This window comes from Mycolicibacterium rhodesiae, from assembly GCF_002086695.1.
Lineage (GTDB): Bacteria > Actinomycetota > Actinomycetes > Mycobacteriales > Mycobacteriaceae > Mycobacterium > Mycobacterium rhodesiae.
In genome coordinates this window covers 57,770-78,256 of the sequence record NZ_MVIH01000013.1, presented here as the reverse complement: position 1 = coordinate 78,256, position 20,487 = coordinate 57,770, and the positions used below count along the sequence as shown (strand labels likewise).

At 67.2% G+C, this 20,487-nt stretch carries 15 protein-coding genes; 7 read left to right on the top strand and 8 right to left on the bottom strand.

Going from position 1 to position 20,487, the window contains the following annotated elements:
- Positions 1–80: 80 nt before the first annotated feature.
- Together BST42_RS22510 and BST42_RS22505 are read left to right on the top strand one after the other, a co-directional pair.
- On the top strand, positions 81–3,215 hold the full coding sequence (locus BST42_RS22510) for an adenylate/guanylate cyclase domain-containing protein (RefSeq protein ID WP_083121540.1): 3,135 nt from the start codon (positions 81–83) through the stop codon (positions 3,213–3,215).
- Positions 3,212–6,373 carry an ATP-binding protein gene (locus tag BST42_RS22505; RefSeq protein WP_083121539.1) on the top strand — a complete coding sequence of 1,054 codons (3,162 nt, stop codon included), beginning with the start codon at positions 3,212–3,214 and terminating at the stop codon, positions 6,371–6,373. Before BST42_RS22510 ends, BST42_RS22505 begins: the two co-directional genes overlap by 4 nt.
- Here the strand turns inward: BST42_RS22505 and BST42_RS22500 are convergent.
- The 5 genes from BST42_RS22500 to BST42_RS22480 all read right to left on the bottom strand — a co-directional run bounded on the left by BST42_RS22500 (position 6,370) and on the right by BST42_RS22480 (position 13,306).
- Entirely contained in the window at positions 6,370–7,653 is a 1,284-nt protein-coding gene (locus BST42_RS22500; protein WP_165760904.1) for an acyltransferase domain-containing protein, read from the bottom strand. The two genes, BST42_RS22505 and BST42_RS22500, sit on opposite strands and share 4 nt — an antisense overlap.
- Before the next feature lie 144 nt (positions 7,654–7,797).
- Positions 7,798–10,401, bottom strand: a complete 2,604-nt coding sequence (locus BST42_RS22495; RefSeq protein WP_083121606.1) for a helix-turn-helix transcriptional regulator — start codon at positions 10,399–10,401, stop codon at positions 7,798–7,800.
- Between the two features lie 19 nt (positions 10,402–10,420).
- Positions 10,421–11,683 (bottom strand): cytochrome P450, encoded by a 1,263-nt coding sequence (locus BST42_RS22490; RefSeq protein WP_083121537.1) that lies wholly within the window; start codon positions 11,681–11,683, stop codon positions 10,421–10,423.
- A gap of 10 nt (positions 11,684–11,693) precedes the next feature.
- Entirely contained in the window at positions 11,694–13,094 is a 1,401-nt protein-coding gene (locus BST42_RS22485; protein ID WP_083121536.1) for an NAD(P)/FAD-dependent oxidoreductase, read from the bottom strand.
- On the bottom strand, positions 13,091–13,306 hold the full coding sequence (locus tag BST42_RS22480) for a ferredoxin (RefSeq protein WP_083121535.1): 216 nt from the start codon (positions 13,304–13,306) through the stop codon (positions 13,091–13,093). The genes BST42_RS22485 and BST42_RS22480 overlap by 4 nt, the downstream gene beginning before the upstream one ends.
- Before the next feature lie 69 nt (positions 13,307–13,375).
- Between BST42_RS22480 and BST42_RS22475 the strand changes: the two genes are divergently transcribed.
- Positions 13,376–14,476, top strand: coding sequence for an epoxide hydrolase family protein (locus BST42_RS22475; protein WP_083121534.1), 1,101 nt, complete (start codon positions 13,376–13,378; stop codon positions 14,474–14,476).
- Between the two features lies 1 nt (position 14,477).
- Here BST42_RS22475 and BST42_RS22470 read toward each other — a convergent pair whose 3' ends face one another.
- Entirely contained in the window at positions 14,478–15,128 is a 651-nt protein-coding gene (locus tag BST42_RS22470) for a TetR/AcrR family transcriptional regulator (RefSeq protein WP_083121533.1), read from the bottom strand.
- 160 nt (positions 15,129–15,288) lie between these two features.
- Between BST42_RS22470 and BST42_RS22465 the strand changes: the two genes are divergently transcribed.
- Genes BST42_RS22465 through BST42_RS22455 form a run of 3 tightly spaced genes read left to right on the top strand, consistent with a single transcriptional unit; the run spans position 15,289 to position 17,190 of the window.
- The gene (locus BST42_RS22465) at positions 15,289–16,008 is read left to right on the top strand and encodes an SDR family oxidoreductase (RefSeq protein WP_237159547.1); all 720 of its coding nucleotides are present in this window, start codon (positions 15,289–15,291) and stop codon (positions 16,006–16,008) included.
- Positions 16,005–16,703 (top strand): haloacid dehalogenase type II, encoded by a 699-nt coding sequence (locus BST42_RS22460; RefSeq protein ID WP_083121531.1) that lies wholly within the window; start codon positions 16,005–16,007, stop codon positions 16,701–16,703. Before BST42_RS22465 ends, BST42_RS22460 begins: the two co-directional genes overlap by 4 nt.
- Positions 16,704–16,743: 40 nt before the next feature.
- Positions 16,744–17,190 carry an ester cyclase gene (locus tag BST42_RS22455; RefSeq protein WP_083121530.1) on the top strand — a complete coding sequence of 149 codons (447 nt, stop codon included), beginning with the start codon at positions 16,744–16,746 and terminating at the stop codon, positions 17,188–17,190.
- Here the strand turns inward: BST42_RS22455 and amaB are convergent.
- Positions 17,187–18,743: an L-piperidine-6-carboxylate dehydrogenase gene (gene amaB, locus BST42_RS22450; protein WP_083121529.1), complete on the bottom strand. Its 1,557-nt coding sequence runs from the start codon at positions 18,741–18,743 to the stop codon at positions 17,187–17,189. The genes BST42_RS22455 and amaB overlap by 4 nt on opposite strands.
- On the bottom strand, positions 18,740–19,978 hold the full coding sequence (gene hglS, locus BST42_RS22445) for a 2-oxoadipate dioxygenase/decarboxylase (RefSeq protein WP_083121528.1): 1,239 nt from the start codon (positions 19,976–19,978) through the stop codon (positions 18,740–18,742). Before hglS ends, amaB begins: the two co-directional genes overlap by 4 nt.
- 30 nt (positions 19,979–20,008) lie before the next feature.
- On the opposite strand from hglS, the gene BST42_RS22440 reads away from it, so the two are divergent.
- On the top strand, positions 20,009–20,482 hold the full coding sequence (locus BST42_RS22440) for an Lrp/AsnC family transcriptional regulator (RefSeq protein WP_083121527.1): 474 nt from the start codon (positions 20,009–20,011) through the stop codon (positions 20,480–20,482).
- Positions 20,483–20,487 lie beyond the last annotated feature (5 nt).

Below are 20,487 nucleotides of genomic sequence, written 5' to 3'. Positions count from 1 at the left end.
GTAGATCATCGAACGTCGGCGCGCCATACTGATGGCCTGAGGGCAGCCATCGGGGGAGGCTGCGACGTTCGGGGGGTGCAGTGACGTCGGCAACCGCAATCTGTCGGTCGTGTGGGGCTGAGCCCTCGCCGGGGGCCCGGTTTTGCGGCTCGTGCGGTGAGCGCCTGACGCCGGCCTCGGACTATGCCGAGTACAAGCAGGTGACCGTGTTGTTCGCCGATGTCGCGCGGTCGATGGATCTTGCCGCGGCGCTGGATTTGGAGCGGTTGCGCGAGGTCATGACCGACCTGGTGGAGCGCTCGGCTGCGGTGGCGCGCCGGTATGGCGGGTCGGTGGAGTACAACGGCGACGGTGTGATGGCGATCTTCGGTGCCCCGCTCTCGTTGGAGGATCACGCGGTCCGGGCGTGCATGGCCGCGCTGGACATCCAGGACGAGGCGCGGCGACTGGCCGCGGTGGTCAAGGAGCGCGACGGGCTCGACCTCCGGCTGCGTGTCGGGCTGAATTCCGGCCGGGTGATCGCCGGGATGATCGGTTCGGGCGCGCTGGGCTACGCCGCCACCGGTGGGACCGTCGGTTTCGCACAGCGGATGGAGTCGGTGGCGCCCCCGGGCGAGGTCATGCTCTCCGAGACGACTGCACGGCTCGTCGAAGACCAGGCGGTCCTGGCCGAGGCCGAGCCCGTCATGGTCAAGGGCTTCGGTGCGCCGGTCTACGGATTCCGGCTGGTGTCGATCAGCGCGCGGGGCACCAGGACCGACCGTGTCGAGGCGAGTCTGGTGGGTCGGCGTTGGGAACTCGCCGCCCTGGGCGCCATGGTGGACCGCGCGACCGACGGTCGCGGTGGTGTCGTGAGTGTGATGGGTCCTCCGGGCATCGGTAAGTCCCGGGTGGCTCGGGAGGCCGCCGCGCTGGCCGCGTTGCGTGGCGTCGAGGTGGTGTGGACCTTTTGCGAGTCGCACTCCCGAGACGTGCCCTTCCACCTCGTGACGCAATTGCTGCGCGCCGTCATCGGGGTGACCGAACTCGACAATGCCTCAGCCCGGGCCAAACTCCGGGACCGGCTTCCCGCCGCCGGGCCGCAAGACCTGTTGTTGCTCGACGAGCTGCTCGGCGTCGCAGACCCGGAAGTGCCGCTGCCCGTGATTGATCCGGACGCCCGGCGGCGTCGGCTGACCGCCATGATCAACACCGCGTCCTTGGCGCGCATGACGCCCGAGTTGGTGATCATCGAGGATGCGCATTGGATCGACGTGGTCAGCGAATCGATGGTGTCGGAGTTTCTGTCGGTTGTGCCGCGCACGCCGTTGATGGTGCTGATCACCGCCCGGCCGGATTATCGGGGAGAGCTCTCGCGGGTGTCCGGCGCCCAGTCGATATCCCTTGCGCCACTAAGTGATTCGGATACCGCAGCATTGCTGGCCGAGCTTCTCGGATCGGACTCCTCGGTGGACGAGGTGGCGGCGATCATCGCGGACAGATCGCAGGGAAATCCGTTCTTCGCCGAGGAGATGGTGCGTGAACTGGTTCAGCGCGGCGCTTTGCGCGGTGAGTCGGGCGGCTACGTCTGCGACGCCGACATTACCGAGCTGGACGTCCCGGTGACGGTGCAGGCCGCGCTGGAATCGCGCATCGATCGGCTGAGCGTGTCGGCCAAGCACACATTGACCGCGGCGTCGGTCGTCGGTAACCGATTCGGCGAGGACCTGCTCGCGGCCCTCGGGGCCGACCCGGATTTCGGTGAACTGCTCGACGCGGAGCTGATCGAACAGGTTCGGTTCACACCGGTCGCCGAGTACGCCTTCCGCCACCCGCTGGTTCGGGCGGTGGCCTATGAGTCACAGCTGAAGTCGGATCGCGCCGAGTCGCATCGCCGCCTGGCCGCCGCCATCCAGCATCGAGCGCCGGAGTCGTTGGAAGACAACGCCGCCCAGATCGCCGAACATTTGTATGCCGCAGGAGATCTGCGGGCCGCTTACGACTGGCACATGCGAGCCGGTGCCTGGTCGGGCAACCGGGATGTGTCCGCCGCGCGGGTCAGTTGGGAGCGCGCCTGTCGCATCGCCGACGAGTTGCCCGACGATGCCACCGATGTTCTTCCGGCGCGCATCGCCCCCCGCACGATGCTGTGCGCCTCGGGGTGGCAAGCCATCGAAGAAACCCGCGGCCGGATCGACGAACTTCGAACCTTGTGTGCCCGAGCGGGAGATCAGGTTTCGCTGGCGATCGGAATGTCCGGTCCGGCCACCGAGCTGATGTATTCGGGCCGCTCCGTCGAAGGATCGCGGCTGATGTCGGAGCAGATGCGGTCGATGGCGTCGCTCGGCGATCCCAGCGTGATCGCGTTGGGAATGATCGCGTTCAACAACTGGTTCGACGCCGGTGAGTTCGACGAGATCCTGCACTGGTCGGAGATGGTCATCGAGCTGACCGGAGACGACCCGAGCATGGGTGCGGGGATGGGGTTCGGGTCGCCGCTGGCCGCGGCGCTGGCATGGCACGGAGTCGCCGCGTGGTGGCGTGGCCTGCCCGGCTGGCGCGATGATCTCTCGCGCGCATGGGCGATTGCCCAGAAGTGCGATCCGACCACGTCGGCGATGGTGGTGGGGTGGACCTTCGGACTCGAAATCGCTTTCGGCGTTCTGCGCGCGGACGATGCGGCGTTGTCGACGATCGAAGACGCCGTTCAGACCGCCGAGGGTTCGAGCAATCCGGCACTCAGTATCGCCACGTGGACGCTGGCGGTTGCGTTGCTCGACCGCGAATCCGCCGCAGGCCGCCGGCGCGGGCTGGAGTTGATGGCCGGGGTTCGTGACATGTGGGTGCGGGAGCCCATCGAATTCCTGATTCCGGTTGCCGACTTCTGTTCCGCGGCACAGCGATGCAGGCAAGGCGAGCGCGATGCCGTCATACCTGTGATCCGAGAAGCCGTGGCGGATCTACATCGGGCCGGCAGGCCCTTCTTCGGCGTGCTCGGTGTCCGCGCGCTGGTCGAGGCGCTGGCCGACGGGGGCGACGCGGCCGATCTCGCCGAGGCCGAGCGGGCCATCGACTTCTTGACCAACTGGCTGGGGGATACCGGATCGGCGGTGGTCGCGGTCACCGAGCTGCGACTGCGAGCGCTGCTGGCGCGGTCCCGCGGTGACGATGTCGCGTATCGCGTTCTCGCCGAACGGTATCGGGCGATGACACGAGCCCTGGATTTCGACGGATGACGGCCGATACGGCGTGCGGGTCCTGCGGCCGCGTGCTGCGCGGCAAGGCCAGGTTCTGCGACCAATGCGGGGCTCCGACCGCAGGGCCGGGGGATGCCGCCGAATACAAGCAGGTGACCGTGTTGTTTGCCGATGTCGCGCGCTCGATGGATCTTGCCGCGGCGCTGGATCTGGAGCGGTTGCGCGAGGTGATGACCGACCTGGTGGAGCGCTCGGCTGCGGTGGCGCGCCGGTATGGCGGGTCGGTGGAGTACAACGGCGACGGGATCATGGCACTGTTCGGCGCGCCGACAGCACTGGAGGATCACGCTTTTCGCGCCTGCCTGGCAGGCCTCGACATCCAGGATGAGATGTCCCGGCTCGCGGCAGCGGTGAAGCAACGTGACGGCATCGAGATCGACGTCCGGGTGGGTCTGAACTCCGGGCGCGTGATTGCCGGCGAGATAGGTTCGGGAGCGCTCGGCTACCGCGCCACCGGTGAGACGGTGGGGCTGGCACAGCGGATGGAGTCGACGGCGCCGGTGGGTGCGGTGATGGTGTCGGAGTCCACAGCGCGGCTTGTCGAAAACGCTGCGACGCTTGCAGATCCGGAATGGGTCCGCATCAAGGGCGCCGACCGGCCCGTCCGTGCGTACCGATTGGTGAACGTGCTTCTGGGTGATCGACCGGTTGACCGAGCCGAGGCAACTTTGGTGGGCCGGCGGTGGGAGATGGCGGTCTTGGACGCCATTGCCGAACGCGCCATCGACGGTCGCGGCGGTGTGGTGCGGCTGGTGGGGCCACCGGGCATCGGTAAGTCCCGGGTAGCCCGCGAGACCGCGGCGATGGCGGCAGACCGCGGAATCGAGGTGGTCTGGACGTTGTGCGGCTCGCACACCGCCGAAATGCCCTTCTACGCGGTGAGCCGGCTGTTGCGCGCGGTGACCGGCGTGGTCGGGCTGGACCCCGATGCTGCCCGGCAGCGGTTGCGCAGCCTGATCCCCGGAGCCGATCCGCAGGATCTCCTGCTACTGAACGACCTACTCGGGGTGGCGGACAGCGATGTGCCGTTGCCGCGAATCGATCCGGATGCGCGGCGGCGACGGCTGACCGCACTGGTCAACACAGTGTCGTTGGCACGGGTTGCGCCCGCGCTCCTGATCGTTGAAGACGTCCACTGGATGGATGCGGTCAGTGAGTCGATGCTGACCGACTTCCTCGCCGTGGTTCCCCGAACACCCGCCATGGTGCTGATCACCTTCCGCCCCGAGTATGTCGGTTCGCTGGCGGGAATGGCGTCGGCACAGACGGTTTCGCTGGGTCCACTGGGCGACTCGGACACCGCGACCCTGTTGACCGAGTTGCTGGGCGCAGACGCGTCGGTGCAGGACCTGGTCGGGGTGATCGGTGATCGAGCGGCAGGCAACCCGTTCTTCGCCGAGGAGATGGTCCGCGAGCTGGCGCAGCGCGGTGTGCTTACGGGTTCTCACGGACATTTCACCTGCCGGGCGGATGTCACCGAACTCAGCGTTCCGGTGACGGTGCAGGCCGCCATCAGCGCGCGCATCGACCGGCTCGGCGACGCCGCGAAGCGAACTCTGCACGCCGCGGCGGTGATCGGTGCGCACTTCGGCGCCGAGTTGCTCGCCACGCTCGACGTGGAAACGACGATGGATGAACTACTTCGGGTCGAACTGGTCGATCAGATCCGGTTCACGCCCACCGCGGAGTATGCGTTCCGTCATCCGCTGATCCAGGCGGTCGCCTATGAATCTCAGCTGAAGTCCGATCGCGCCCGGTGGCATCGGCGGCTTGCAGGTGCCATCGAGCAGCTCGCCCCCGACCTGGCGGACGAGAATGCGGTGCTTGTCGCCGAACATCTCTATGCGGCAGGTGATCTTCAGGCCGCCTACGCCTGGCATATGCGGGCCGGTGCCTGGTCGGCGAGTCGCGACATCTATGCGGCCCGATTGAATTGGGAGAAGGCACGCGTGATCGCCGACGAACTGCCCGACGACGCCACCGGCAGATTGTCGATGCGAATCGCTCCGCGGACAATGCTGTGCGCCAGTGATTTTCATGCCAGCGCGATCACCGAGAGTAGCGGCCGATTCGCCGAACTACGGGAGCTATGCGCCGCTGCCGGTGACAGCGTGTCGCTTGCGATCGGTATGACCGGGCAGGTCACCGAGTACCTTTACGTCAATCGGGCCCCCGATGCGGCGGTGCTGGCGTCCGAGCAGATGGACCTGTTGGACTCCATCGGTGATCCGAACTTGACTGTCGGGTTGTCGTTTCCCGCTTTCGCCACCTGGTTCAACCAGGCTGATTTCGCCAAGATCTCACGGTGGACGCAGCGAGTCATCGACCTGGCCGCGGACGATCCGACTGTGGGTGCCGGATTCGGCTTCGCATCCCCGCTGTCGGCGGCGTTAGCCTTCCGCGGAATTTCGCGGTGGTGGCAGGGGCAGAAGGGCTGGCGCGACGACCTGCGTGACGCGACGACCATGGCGCAGACAACCGATCCGGCGACACTCGGTTTCGTCCTGGCGTGGACGTACGGCGTCGAGATCGGTTACGGGGTCCTGCGGGCTGATGACTGCGCGATCGAAGCAAGCCAACGGGCGGTGGAATCCGCCAAGCGCATCGGAAACGACAACGCAGTGACCATCGCGGAGTACGGATTAGGGGTCGCGCTGTTGTACCGGGAGAGCGAGTCCGAGCGGCATCGAGGCCTGGAACTGATGGATGAGGCCCTCGCGATGCTGCGGGTTCGCGTGCCGTCGCTGGTGCCGGTCACCGAGATGTTCGCCGCCCGTGAGCGGGCCAGAATCGGCGATCGTGACGCGGCAATATCGGTGATACGTGACGCTCTGACAAGCCTGTACGAGCAGAGCAGTTTCGGCTGGATCATCGCCGGAGTCGCGATTCTGGTCGAGGCGCTTGCAGAGCGGCGCGCCGACGGCGACCTCGTCGAAGCCCAGGACATGCTCGACGGATTGGATGCTATGCGTTCCGAGCATGATTCGGCGATTCTCGACATCACGACGCTTCGCCTGCGCACGCTTTTGGCCAAGGCGCGTGACGAGGACAGCAGATATCGGGAGTTGCTGCGCGACTATCGCGCAACGGCGGAGTCACTGGGGTTCGAGGGGCACATCGCCTGGGCGATCGCCTAGCCCTGTCGGTGGCCGGCGCAGGCGTCCAGCACGCGTGTCCAGTGGGGCGATGTGCCGCGAACGTGGCTCTCCGCCAACGACATCAGGAAACGGCGCCAGCTGCCGTCGTCACGACGGAGCGTGCCCACCACGGTGACGTCGTCACCGCAGTCATCCAACGATTCCTCGATGTCGGCGGACAGCGTCTGGTGCGGGCTGCATTCGATGAATGTGCGGTGGCCCCGCCCATATGCCCAGCGCACGGCATCTTCGAACAACACCGGTTGGCGCAGGTTGGCAAACCAATAGTCCCCGTCGAGTACCGACGCATCGGCGGCGGCTCCGGTGACTGTCGAGATGAAGGTGATGGGGGCGGGTCTGGGTCGCACGTCGGCGAGCTGCTCGCGCAGGCGTTCGCGTACCTCGTCCATGTGGACTGAATGTGAGGCGTAGGGGAGGGGGATTCGCGTGACCGGCAGGTGTTCCCGCTCGCAGCGGGCAAGCAGGTCGGCGATGGCGACCGCACTTCCCGCAACGACCGTGGAAGAAGGGCTGTTGCGCTCGGCGATCGCGATGGAACCGTCCCACGCTCCGATCAACGCGCAGACGTGGTCGACGGGCTCGGGGATGGATACCGTGATGCCTGATCCCACAACGCCGGTGATGGCCTCGCACTGCGCGCATATCACCCGTGCGGCGTCGCGCAGGGAAAGGGCGCCGGCCACGTAGGCCGCCGCGACCTCGCCTTGTGAATGCCCGACGACGGCGTCGGGTTCGATGCCCAGCGCACGCCACTGCGCCGCCAGGGACACCATCACGGCGAACAGTGTCGGCTGCGCGACGTCGTCGCGGTCCAGGCCCGGTGCGCCGGGCTCGCCGCGCAGAGTCCCGATCAGTGACCAGTCGAGGAACTCCGCGAACGCCTGGTCGCACCGCTTCATCTCATCGGCAAAGACCCCGGCGGTGGCCAGTAGTTCACTCGCCATGCCCACCCACGGCGATCCCTGCCCGGGAAAGGCGAATGTCGTTCTACCCGCGCGGGTGGCTCGTCCGGCTATGACACCCGGTGACGGCGTGCCGGACGCGATCGCCCGCAATCCGGCCAGCAGTTGGTCGCGGCCCGCTCCGACGATCACCGCGCGGTGCCGAAACGACGCGCTGTCGCCGGCCAACGAGTATGCGACGTCGGTCGGGTCGGTGTCCGGTTGGTCGTGGAGGTCCTGCAGAAGCGCCGCCGCAGTGCCGGCCAATGCCGACGCCGACTTCGCGGACAACGGCCACGGCGTGATGCCGGCAGTCATGGCGCCCCCTATCCCGACATACGAAGTGACTCCGGCCTGTCCCCGCCGCAGGCCGGAGTCACTCGCCGACCAGTGTCGAGCCGGTAGGACGATCATCGACCGGGTACGTGCGCCGGGCTTAAGTAGTCGGCTACTGCAATCAGGTCACCGCAGCAGCGCGGCCAGCTCATCCCGGGTCTTGGTACCGGTCTTGGCCATCGCCCGATGGATGTGGCTCTCGACGGTGCGCGGCGACAGACAGAGACGCTCGGCGATCGCGCGGTTCGACAATCGTTGCCCGACCAGCATGACGATTTCCCGTTCGCGTCCGGTGAAGGGCAGCCGTTGCGACGCCTGTTGGACAGCCGGGGTGACCAGTCCACCGCATCGCTGGACCAGAGCCGCCACCCGAGTCGAACAATTCAATGCGGACCCGCGCTGCCCGTGACGGCGGTATATCAGCGCGGCATGGGCTACCGAGTCGGCTGCCGCGATCAGATCGCCCAGACCCTCGAAGACCTGTGAGACCGCGGTGAGCTCCGGAGCATCACTGTCGTGCAACGCCGCGGCGAAGCGGGCCACCGCAGCGACCCGAGGGCCCTCGACCAGCGCCGCCAGCTCGTTCAACCGGTCCGCGCAGGTACGGTCGCCGAACTGGGTGACCGTCTGCAAGCAGAGCGCCTCTGCTCCGAATTGACCTTTCGCACAGGCCCTTTCGGCTGCGCCGGAGGCTATCGCGATCGCCTCGCTGACGGCACCCTGGTTTGCGGCCACCCAGGCGCGAGCCAGGCTCACCTCGTAGTCCAGTGATCGGAAGGGGCGCGCGATGGTGTCGAGTGCGGCCAGCACCTCGGCCGCCTCATCGACCTCGCCGAGCAACGCGAGTGCGCTCACGCGCACGACGTTGTAGCGGTAACCCCAGCCCATGCCGTGGCCGGCGGCCGACAAGCCCAGCGCGGCCTGTCCCAGCAGTCGGCAGGCGAGTTCGACATCTCCGGCGCCCAGTGCAGCCCGTCCGGCGACCGCCGCTGCGAGTAGCTGAGCCTCTCCCGGCAGATCGGCGGCCTGGCTGCCGACGCCGTGGGCGACTTCGCCTGCGTCGGGGATCCGCCCGGCGAGCAGGAGCGCGGTCAGATGGGCGTCTGCGATGTTGAAGCGCATCTGCGGTGCATCGAATCGCCGCGTCGCGGCCCGATATCCCCACTCGGCGCGGGCCTCGGCTTCGGTGGCCTGGCCGGCCTCGCCGGACACCACTGTCAATGCCCAGGCGATCTCGGCGCCGACGACCGGCGGCAGATCACCGAGGACGAGTGGGTGCGCGGCTTCTCGCGCGGGCTGTGGATCATCGGTGGCGAACCGGTGCACGACGCGGAACGCATCGAGGTAGGTGTGCGCCTCCGCAGATTCGACGGCGGACTGCTGGTTCACGATCTCGATCGCCCGCGCCGGATCGCCGAGCACCCACAACATGTTGCTGGCCCGATGGAATGCGAGCCTGGCCCGGTCGACGTCGGTCAGATCGCCGGCAGCCATCGCAGTCAACACAGCGTCGGCTTCGGTCCCGCGCGACAGCCACGAAAGTGCATGCGCGCGGACGAAGTTCGGTTCGGGCCCCGCGCCGGCTGCGACCGCTGCCTTCGCGAGTCGATCGGCGAGCGGCAGGTCGGCCAGCCAGACAGCACCGTGCGCGGCACGCACCAGAAGGTCCGTGTCGGGTGGGAGGTCGGATTCGATGCTCAAGGTGGCCCGCTTCACCGCCACCCGGACATCGTCGGCGTCGTCGGAGCGGGCCAGTTCGGCGGCCACCAACCCGCGCAGTCGGCGCAACCGGGTTACGGATGCCCGGCGGCGACGCACTTCGCCGTAGATCGGATGGGCCACTCGCGCGTGCACATTGCTTCCGGTCGCCTCCAACGAGATCAGGCCGCGGGTTTCGGCCTCCTCGATCGCCGCCGGGTCGGCGAGGCGCGCCAGGACGGGCAACTCCATCGGCTCGGCGACGGCCAGGAGGTCGATCACGTCGCCGACCGCGCCGGGCAATGTGCCGATCCGGGACTCGACCAAGCCGACCAGGTCGGGTGGCAGGACGGGATCGCCTGCCCACACCCATGCGTCACGGTGCTGCGCGAGCCGCCCGTCGGCAACCTCCTGCTCGACGATGTTGCGCAGGTATAGCGGATTGCCGTGCGTGAGCTGCCAAATCCGATGTGCGCAAGAGTGTTCCACGGGGCCGTTCAGAGCCGCTGTGAGCAGGGCGGTGGTCTCGTCGAGTGACAACGGCGCAACCGCAATCCGTTCGAACCGACCGGCCGCCGAAATCTCCTGCAGTGCAGCCGGAACCGATTCGTCATCGCGAACCGTCAGGATGAGCTTCGCGGCGCTGCGTTGCACGAGCTGATGGAGGACGAAGATCGACAGATCATCGAGCAGCTGCGCGTCATCCACGGCGACGACCACGCGCGCGGGTGACGTTGTGGCAGCCAATGACTCGATCACGCCGCGGACAAGTTGAACGGTCTCAGAGGCGTCGTGGCCGGTCCAGGCGGCGAACGCACCCAGCGGAATGGACCGGGCCGAGGAGGCGCCCACCACCCACCGGCCCTGGAAACCCTGCGCCTCAGCGGTGCTCAGGGCCTCCCTGGCGATTCTGCTTTTTCCGACCCCCGCCCCGCCGGACACGACAACGCCCGCCACGTCCGGCGCCGCAATCGCTGACTCGATGGATCGCATCTGCCCGGTGCGGCCAATCAACGGCCACGACAAGCGCACGCGCACAAGCCTAACGGCGTCAATCGTCGATCGACGTGAAATCGACCCAAAGATGCCGGGGTCCGCGGAACACCTGGTTTCGCCGGTACGGCGGCGGGTCGACGACCAGCCGCGGTGATCGCACCCGCTTGAGGAAGATCTCCAGAGCGACGTTGATCTCCAGCCGCGCCAGCGGCCCGCCGAAACACGTGTGGATGCCGCTGCCGAAGCCGAGGTGCTCGTTGTCCTTGCGCATCGGATCGAACCGGTCCGGATGGGCGAAGCGGCGCGGATCGCGGTTGGCGGCCGCCCAGACCAGGAACACCGCTGACCCGGCCGGGATTCGCGTTCCGCCGATTTCGATGTCCGCGGTGGCCCACCGGCTCGGGAAGAACTGCACAGCCCCCTGCAGGCGTTGTACCTCTTCGACGGTACCCGGGATCAGCTCAGGATTGTTGCGCACCAGTTCCCACGAACCTTGATTGCGCAGCAGCGTCATCACACAGTTGCTGATGGTGTTGACGGTGGAGTCGTGGCCCGCGACCAGAAGCAGCTGCGCGTTGGATTCCGCTTCTGCCGTGGACACCGGACCGTCCGGACCGTCGTCGTGCAGTGCGGCCGACAACAGTCCCGGCGCCGGCTCACGGGACAGCCGCTCGACCAGATCGTGGACGTAGGAATTCAGTTCGGTCATACTCGCCGCGGCTTTGGCCGTCGCCGCACGGCCCTCCTCGGTATCGCGCTCCGGCCCGACGTCGGCGCCCTGCATGAAATCGGTGACCCACCTGTGGAACTTGGGTTCGTCGGCCATCGGGACGCCCAGTACCCGGAAGATCACCGACACCGGGATCGGGTAGGAGAAGTCGTCGACGACGTCCATCCTCGTGCCGCCGCGTGCCTTCACCTTGTCCAGCAGTTCGTTGGCCAGATCGGCGACCATCGCCTCCATGCTCGGGATCAGATCCGGGGTGTGCGGCGGGCCGAAATGGCGCATGAACTGCCTGCGCATCCTGTCGTGCCGGGGTGGGTCGGCAACCAGCATGCTGGAATCGTGCGCCTGCGCGGCCTCCTCGAGCTCCAGGTGGGCCTGCTTCTCGCCGAACAGGCCCGACGGACTGCGGCTGATGTCGGAGCTGACCCGCGGATCATGCGCCAGCGCAACGGCTTCGGCATAGCCGGTCACCACATAGGTCTTCTCGGACACCTTGGCCACGGGCTTGCGGCGCAGTTCCTCGAAGTAGGGATACGGGTTGGCGCGATTCTCGAACTTCATCGCCTCGGCCCAGGCGGTTGCGGCATCCATGACGGTCTCCTTACGCCCGCGGACGGAACTGGGCGCTGCGTTCGGTGGGGTCATGTCCGGTGAGCACCACGTCGGGGTTGCCCGCGGGCTCACGTGGATCGGGGAAGCGGGCGGGCATCGGCTCGGCATCCACCGGCCGGCCGTACCCGGGCGGCGGGGGAGGGAACGGCGCGGACCTCTCGATCAGCGAGGCGTAGTAGGGCAACCACTTGCCGTGGTTGAAGGTCACCGCGCCGACGATCCGGCCGCGCTTGCCGTACGCCGCCGCGAACCGGCGCTCCGATGGCGAACCCTGGGTGAACACGATCTCGTCGCCGAACGAGCACACCCCGACACTTTTGATGTTCACCCCGAACTGGCCCGACCAGAACGACGGCAAGGGCAGGTGCGGACGACGGCCGACCTCGAGGTGAATCATGTTGTTGGCGGCCACTTCCGCGCCGTAGACAGCGTTGTCCCAATGCTCCTGGGAGAGGAACTCGTAGCCGTAGAGCACGTGCGGGGCACGCGCGACGTCACCGGCCACGAAGATGTGGTCGGTCACCACTCCGTTGATGTCGAAGGCCCGGCAACCGGCGTCGCACGCCAGCCCCCACTGGCCGGCGGCCAGACCCGCCCCGTCCAGCCACTCCACGTTGCGGATCGAGCCGAGCGAGGCAACCACCACGTCGACATCGAGAACCGCGCCATCGGAAAAGTGCGCCTGGCGAACGTGTCCGGCGCTGTCGCCGGACAAGCTCTCCACCGCTACGCCGGTGCGCAGGTCGACTCCGGCGTCGCGCATCATCTGTGCGGCGATGTCGCTGATGACCCCGCCCAGCGCACCCCGCAGCGGGCCCTTGCCCCGCTCGGCCACCGTAACGGGAAGGCCGAGATCGCGGCAGACCGAGGCGATTTCGGATCCGACGAATCCCGAGCCGACGATCAGGACCCGCTTGGGGCGCTCTTTCAACGCAGCGGACAGACCGGCGGCGTCCTCCACGGTGCGCACGGTGAAGACACCTCGCAGGGCGCCCTCGGCGGGGTTGGGCCATGGGCGCGCCCGGGTGCCGGTCGCGATCAGCAGCCGGTCGTACCCGACGTCCTGGCCGTTGGCGAGTTTGACCACGTGGTTGGGCCGATCCAAACCGACCGCGGCGACGCCCAGCTTCCAGTCGGCGTCCACCCGTCGCAGGCGAGGGAGCTTGGTGTGGTCGGCCGGGACCCAGCCCTTGAGTACCTGCTTCGACAACGGCGGCCGATCGTAGGGTTCGTGTGGTTCGTCGCCGACGATGGTCAGTGAACCGTTGAATCCTCTCTCCCGCAACGCCTCTGCCGCACGCAGTCCGGCCAGCGACGCGCCCACGATCGCGATGCGCCCCTCGGCCCGGAACTTCGCGACCACCTCGTCCAGGTTGTAGGTGCCGATCATGGCGTCTCGCGATCGGCGGGTGGATCCACTTCGAGGATGATCGCCTGAACCGGGCAAGATGCCGCCGCCCGCAACACCCGCTGGCGTTGCGAATCGTCCGGGTTGGGGTCGTAGGCCAAGGCCTCTTCCCCGACCAGTTCGAGCACCTCAGGCGCCAGCGGCACACATTGGGCGTAGCCCTGGCACTTGTTGAGATCGACCACCAACCGCATGGCGCAGACAGTAGACCGGCGCGGGCTCCTGCTGGTTAATATTGCGCCAACCGATAGGAGGACCGCCCGGTGACCGATGTCCGGCCCTTTCGGATCGCGGTATCCGACGACGTCCTGGCGGACCTGCGGGACCGGCTCAAGCGCACCCGCTGGCCCGAGCAGGAATGCGTCGAGGACTGGAGCCAGGGCATTCCGCTGGCCTACACCCGAGAGCTGGCCGCCTACTGGGCAGACGACTACGACTGGCGCAGGCGGGAGGCCGCGCTCAACCGGTTCGACCACTACATCACCGAAATAGACGGGCTGGACCTCCATTTCATCCATCAGCGGTCGTCGAATCCGGATGCGCTGCCGCTGATCATCACGCACGGCTGGCCCGGCTCAGTGGTCGAGTTCAGCAAGGTGATCGAACCGCTGACCGAGGACTTCCATGTGGTGTGCCCGTCCCTGCCGGGCTACGGGTTTTCCGGTAAGCCGACGACGACCGGATGGGGTGTCGAGAAGATCGCCACGACGTGGGACGCGTTGATGGCGAAGTTGGGTTATCGGCGCTACGTCGCCCAAGGCGGCGACTGGGGTGCTGCGGTGACCACACAGATCGGTCGCAACGGGGGAGCCTGCATCGCGATCCACACCAACATGCCGATGGCCTTTCCGAGCGGTGCGCTCACCAACCCCACCGACGAGGAGAAGGATGCACTGGCGGCTGGGGAGTTCTACGCCAAGTGGGATTCCGGCTACTCCAAGCAGCAGTCCACCCGCCCGCAGACACTCGGCTACGGGCTGGCCGACTCTCCGGTCGGTCAGCTGGCGTGGATTGTCGAGAAGTTCTGGGCGTGGACGGACTGCGACGGGCATCCCGAGAACGCGCTCACCAGGGACGAGATCCTCGACAACGTGATGCTGTACTGGGTGAACAACGCCGCGGCGTCGTCAGCCCGGCTGTACTGGGAGAGCTTCCGGTCCTTCGGTGCGCAGGGCAAAGTCGAGGTGCCCACCGGGATCGCGCGGTTCCCGAAGGAAATCATGCGACCCCCGCGCAGCTGGTGTGAGAACACCTACAACATCACCCGCTGGACCGACATGCCGCGGGGCGGTCACTTCGGCGCCTTCGAGCAACCCGAGCTGTTCGTCGACGACGTCCGGGCGTTCTTCGCGGGAGTGCGCTGAGTCAGCGGCGGTCGGCCGCGTCGGCCAGCGCCGCCGGGATGCCCGGCACCCGCACGATGGCGTCGAGCAGCGCGTGGGCGCCGGAATCCGCGAGATGGTCGGCATCGATCGACGGGTCGAGGACACGCTGGCGGCACAGTTCGAAGGTGAACGCCAGCCACGCGTAGACGATCGCCCGCAGGTCGCGTTCGACCTTCGAGTCCAGATCGCCCTGCACCACGTCGGTGATCGCGGCCATGATGCGCTGCATCTGGCGCTCGTTGTCGGTGTCGTCGATGCCGCGCAGGACCGGGTCGGTGCGTCCCATCCCGATATAGGCCGCCCACGCGCCGTGCGGATGCTGCTCGTCGTAGCGGATGTAGGCCACGACGCCGGCCCGCAACCGCTCGAACAGGGTTTCGCCCTGTGCGGCCAGGGTGTTGGTGGCCTCGAACAGTCGCTCGGTCTCGGCCCGCACCACCGCGGCGAAGAACGCGCGCTTGTCGGGAAAGTAGTGGTACATCAGCGCTCGCGAGACTCCGGCACGCTCGGCGATCTCGTCGATGCGGACCTCGTCGTAGGGCCGCTGGCCGAACACCTCGGCACCCAACGCGAGCAGTTCGCTACGCCGGTCCTGCGGGGACAGACGACGGCGGACGGGTGATTCCGGCATGCCGACATATTGACACATGTACAACAGCTCGGACTGCTCCCCGCGCCTCCAAGTGATCTCTCAGCATCCGCGCGCCCGGCGGCCATTGACACCGGGCGTTCACCGCGGCATATTTTTGGGTTATACAGCCCAGTTTTGTGGTGAAGGAGCCAGTGCGGTGGTGGCAGCGTTGAAGGACCGCAGGGTCCTGGTGGTCGGGCGAGCCAGTGGTATCGCCCGAGCAATCGCCCTCGCCGTGCGCGCCGCCGGTGGCGAGGTGGTGGCGGCGGGGCGTGACACGGACAAACTCGCGGCGTCCTACGACGACCCCGGCATCGGCGTGGCGCACATCGATCTCACCGACGACGCGTCCATCGAGTCGTTTGCCGAACGTGTCGGGCATCTGGATCACGTGGTTTCGACCGCCTCGGCCCGGGCCCGCGGGACACTTCAGGAGCTGCACCGCCAGGACCTCCTCGGGTCATTGGATACCAAGCTGCTCGGTCCGTTGATGCTGGCCAAACACCTGACCCCGCGCATGGACGGCAACGCCGACTCCTCGTTCGTGTTGTTCTCCGGTATCCACGCCTTCAAGGCCAAGGTCGGTTATCTCGGGGTCGGCATCACCAACGGGGCAGTGGACTTTCTGACCCGAGCGCTGGCAGTGGAGATCGCTCCCATCCGCGTCAACGCCGTGTCACCCGGCGTCATCGACACCGGCGCATGGGACGCCATGGGCGAGGGGGGAAAGCGCGAGTACTTTCAGCACATCAGCGCAGCCAATCCGGTCGGCCGCATCGGCACCGTCGAGGACATCGCACAAGCGGCACTCTTCGCGATGACAAACACATTCATGAGCGGTGTGACCCTCAAGATCGACGGGGGAGAACCGCTGGTATGACGCGAAACACCACGCCGGCGACAACCCCGTCGACCCTGGTATTCGATGTCAACGAGACGCTTCTCGACATCGAGTCGCTCGGACCGCAATTCGAGCACATCTTCGGTGACCGGGCTGTGCTGCGCACGTGGTTCGCCGAACTGGTGCTTTATTCCATGACTCTCACGCTGTCGAACTGTTATGTCGACTTCTTCCGGCTGGGCTCGGCCGTGCTGGGCATGCTCGGCGACATCCGCGGCGTGGCCGTCACGCACCGGCAGCAAGAGGATCTACGGGAAGCAATGCGCGCAATGCCCGCTCACCCAGACGTCGTGCCCGGCCTGACCCGATTGTGCGACAGCGGTTTTCGTCTCGTCACCTTGACCAACTCGCCACACGTCGCCGACGCGCCGACAGCCCTGCACAACGCGGGTTTGGCGGACTACTTCGAGCGGCAGTTCACTGTCGACGCGGTAGCGGCATTCAAGCCAGCTGCCGTGCTCTATCGCGGTGTCGCCGCCGGCCTCGGCGTGGCCGAATCGGACTGCATGATGGTCGCAGCTCACGCCTGGGACACGATCGGAGCCCAGAGCGTGGGTATGCAGGGTGCGTTGATTACGCGCCCTGGCAATGCGGCACTGGTCGCCGAGGGCGTGCCGCAGCCGACTCTCATCGCGCGAGACTTGACCGAATTGGCCGCGCATCTCATCGAATAGCACCTAACGTTCTAGCCGTCGATTGCGATGGAGGAACACGATGATCAGCGACGATATGCGCCGGCGGCGGCTCGACGTGATCAAGGAGCACATGGACACCGAGGTGACCAAGGAGTTCGACCGCACCCTGGCCACGTTCAACGGCCACCCGCGCTACGAGATCATCCCGACCAAACAGGTCTTCGACGGCGACGACGAAGTCATGACCTACTACCTCACCACGCGCACCGCGTTTCCCGACCAGCGCCACGAGAACGCCAGGTTCCATCTCACCGACGACGGGGTGATCGTCGAGTTCGACCTGCTGGGAACGAATCTCGGCGAGTTCTACGGGCTGCCGCCGACGGGCAAGGCCTTCCGGGTGCCGGTCATCGCGGTGTTCTCCTTCGATGGCGACCGCATCACCAACGAGCGGATCTACTTCGACGCCGCCACTCTGGTCAACCAGATCGGCCGCGGAGAGCTGCTCAGCTTGCTGGGCGGTTAGCCGAAGTGCACGCCTTGAGCCAGTGGTAGCTCCGAGGAGTAGTTGACGGTGTTGGTGGCGCGGCGCATATAGGCCTTCCACGAATCAGAGCCCGACTCGCGACCGCCGCCGGTCTGCTTCTCGCCGCCGAACGCGCCGCCGATCTCGGCGCCCGAGGTTCCGATGTTCACGTTGGCGATCCCGCAGTCCGACCCGTCGGCGGCCAGGAAACGTTCGGCTTCGCGGACGTCGGTGGTGAAGATCGCCGACGAGAGTCCCTGTGGGACAGCATTGTTCAGCTCGATCGCCTCATCGAGGGTGTCGTAGGTCAGCACGTAGAGGATCGGCGCGAACGTCTCGTTGTGCACGATCTCGGTCTGGGCGGGCATCCGCACCACCGCAGGCGTGACGTAGAACGCTTCCGTCGCCTCGCCGCCGACCTGCACCCGCTCACCACCGATGACCTCGCCGCCGTCGGTGCTCGCCTGCTCCAGCGCACGGACCATGTCGCGGTAGGCGGTCTCGTGGATCAGCGGTCCGACGAGTGTCCCCTCGGCGGCCGGGTCTCCGATCGGGAGGCTGCGATAGGCGGCCGTGATCCGCTCGACGAGGGCGTCGACCACCGAGGTGTGGACGATGAGCCTACGCAACGTCGTGCACCGCTGTCCTGCGGTGCCCGCCGCAGAGAACACGATGCCTCGCACGGCCAAATCCAAGTCGGCAGAGGGGGTTACGACGGCGGCATTGTTGCCGCCGAGCTCCAACAGCACCCGGCCGAAGCGTTCGGCGACCCGCGGACCGACCTGCCTGCCCATCCGCACCGACCCGGTCGCCGACACCAGGGCCACCCGGGGATCGTCGACCAGTGCCTCGCCGACCTCGCGGCCGCCCAACACCAGCCGGCTCACCGCAGTCGGGGCGCCGACGTCAGTGGCGGCCCGCTCGATGAGCGTCTGACATGCGATCGCCGTCAATGGGGTGAGCTCCGAAGGCTTCCACACGACGGTGTCGCCGCACACCAGCGCCACCGCGGTGTTCCACGCCCACACCGCTACCGGGAAGTTGAACGCGGTGATCACCCCGACCACGCCGAGCGGATGCCAGTTCTCCATCAGCCGGTGCCCGGGGCGTTCGGAAGCGATCGTCCGTCCGTAGAGCTGACGGGACAGCCCGACGGCGAAGTCGCAGATGTCGATCATCTCCTGGACCTCGCCAAGGGCTTCGGAGGTGATCTTGCCTGCCTCGACCGTCACCAGGGTGGCCACGTCCGCCTTGTGCTCGCGCAGCAGCTCGCCGAGTCGCGCGACCAGCTGGCCGCGGACCGGGGCGGGGGTGGTGCGCCACGACGTAAATGCCTGCGCCGCTTCGGCGATCGCGGCCCGGGTCTGCTCGGCTGTGGTCTCGGCATGAGTGAACAAGACCTCGCCGGTTACCGGTGTGCTTGCCGGCAGGCCGGGTCCGCCGGGCTCGGCGAGGTCGACCTGTGCGCCGATGGCGTCGAAGGCGGCACGCACGGATGCGCGCAGATCCTCGGCGGTGGGCAGTGACGTGGCGGTGGTGGTGGTGGTGCTCATGCGGGGGCCTCCTGGGCGGTCGCGTCGTACAGGTCGTAGGGGTCGTGGATGGGACGGCCGATCGTGCCGGCCATCCAGTCGATGTCGTATCCGGATTCGTCGGCCACGGCGGCGGCTTCGGTGTCGGCGTCAAGGTTCGAGCGGAAGATTCCGGCGGCTGAGGCCGGCAGGAAGTCTTCGTAGACCACCGGGGCTTCCGGGTCCCCGCGGTGGTAGTAGGCCAGACCAGCAGAGGCCATCTCGTCGTCGGTGGGCGGAAAGTGGTCGGCCCAGACCGCGGCCGGATCCGAATGCGCCATCGCGGCGTCATAACGTTCGCGGCCCTTGCGGGTCAACGCCACACCCCGGGCCTCCACCTCGCCGAAGCGCACCCGCAGCGTTCCATCGCTGATGCGCCCGTCAGCCTCGCGGAAGCGGCGCGGCTCTGCCAGTGCGCGAAACGATGTCTGCCGCAACAGCACTGGAGGACCGTCCCAGCGTGGCGGTCCCTGAATGGCGTCGATCATCGCGATCCCGCGCTCGCTCATCCGGCGGTACAGATCGTCGATGTCGAGCACCCGTGGCGTCAGATGATTGATGTGGGTGGTGGGCACCCCGGCGATGTCGGCGGCGACGGCCGAGACAGCGGTGAGTTCGGCGTACCAGGCCCGGTCGACCGGCTCGCGCGACAGCGCGAACGCCGCCACCGCGCGTGCCACGAAATCCTCGGCGGCTGTCTCGGGGCAGCCGCCGGCGGCCGCGATGCTGCGGGCATCGGCGATCAGCTGCGGATCGAACAGCTGGCGCCGGTCCAGGAATTCGTCGACGCGGCGGCGCAGGTCGGCGCCGAAGAACCTGCCGTCCCGGGTCGCCAGCATCGAGGTGAACACCCGAAACGGGTTGCGCGCCAGCTCGGAAGCGTCCAGCGGACGAAATGCCGTGGACACCACCGGAACCGGCGACGCCGCTTCGCGTAGGTCGTAGTAGCCCACCGGATACATCCCGAATGCACCGAAAAGATCTGCCACATCGGTCAATTCGGCCGGAGTGCCGACCCGGATCGCGCCGTGGCGCTCTGCGGTGACGCGCTCGATGGATCCGAGCCGCTGGGCGTGCGGATGCCGGACGGCGAAATCGCGGTTGACGGCCTCGCTGACCTCGACCAGCGTTGTGTAGGCAGGGACTTCGGCGCCATACATCACCGAGAGTGCCGCGGCGAAGCGTGCTCGCAGCTGCCAGGTTTCGACATGACTCACGAAGCACCATCCCTGAGATAGTGTGCGCCCATGGCGGAGAGCGCGGACGCGGCACACGGCCTCGACGAGATCGATCGCACGCTGGTTCGTGAGCTCGTCGCCGATGGCAGGGCGACCCTGGCGGAGCTGGCCGCGGCCACCGGCCTGTCGGTCTCGGCAGTCCAGTCGCGGGTGCGTCGTCTGGAGTCGCGGGGGGTGGTCACCGGGTACAGCGCCCGGGTGAACCCCGATGCGTTCGGGCCCATGCTGTCGGCGTTCGTGGCGATCACCCCTCTCGATCCTTCCCAACCCGATGATGCCCCCGCGCGGCTGGAACACATCGCCGAAATCGAGGCGTGCTATTCGGTGGCCGGCGAGGAGAGCTATGTCCTGTTCGTGCGCGTCGCGTCGCCGCCCGCGCTGGAGGTCTTGCTGCAACAGATCCGTACCGCCGCGAACGTACGCACCCGAAGCACCGTCATTCTAAACACATTTTACAGTCAACGGGTCTCGCTACCGAAATAGTTACG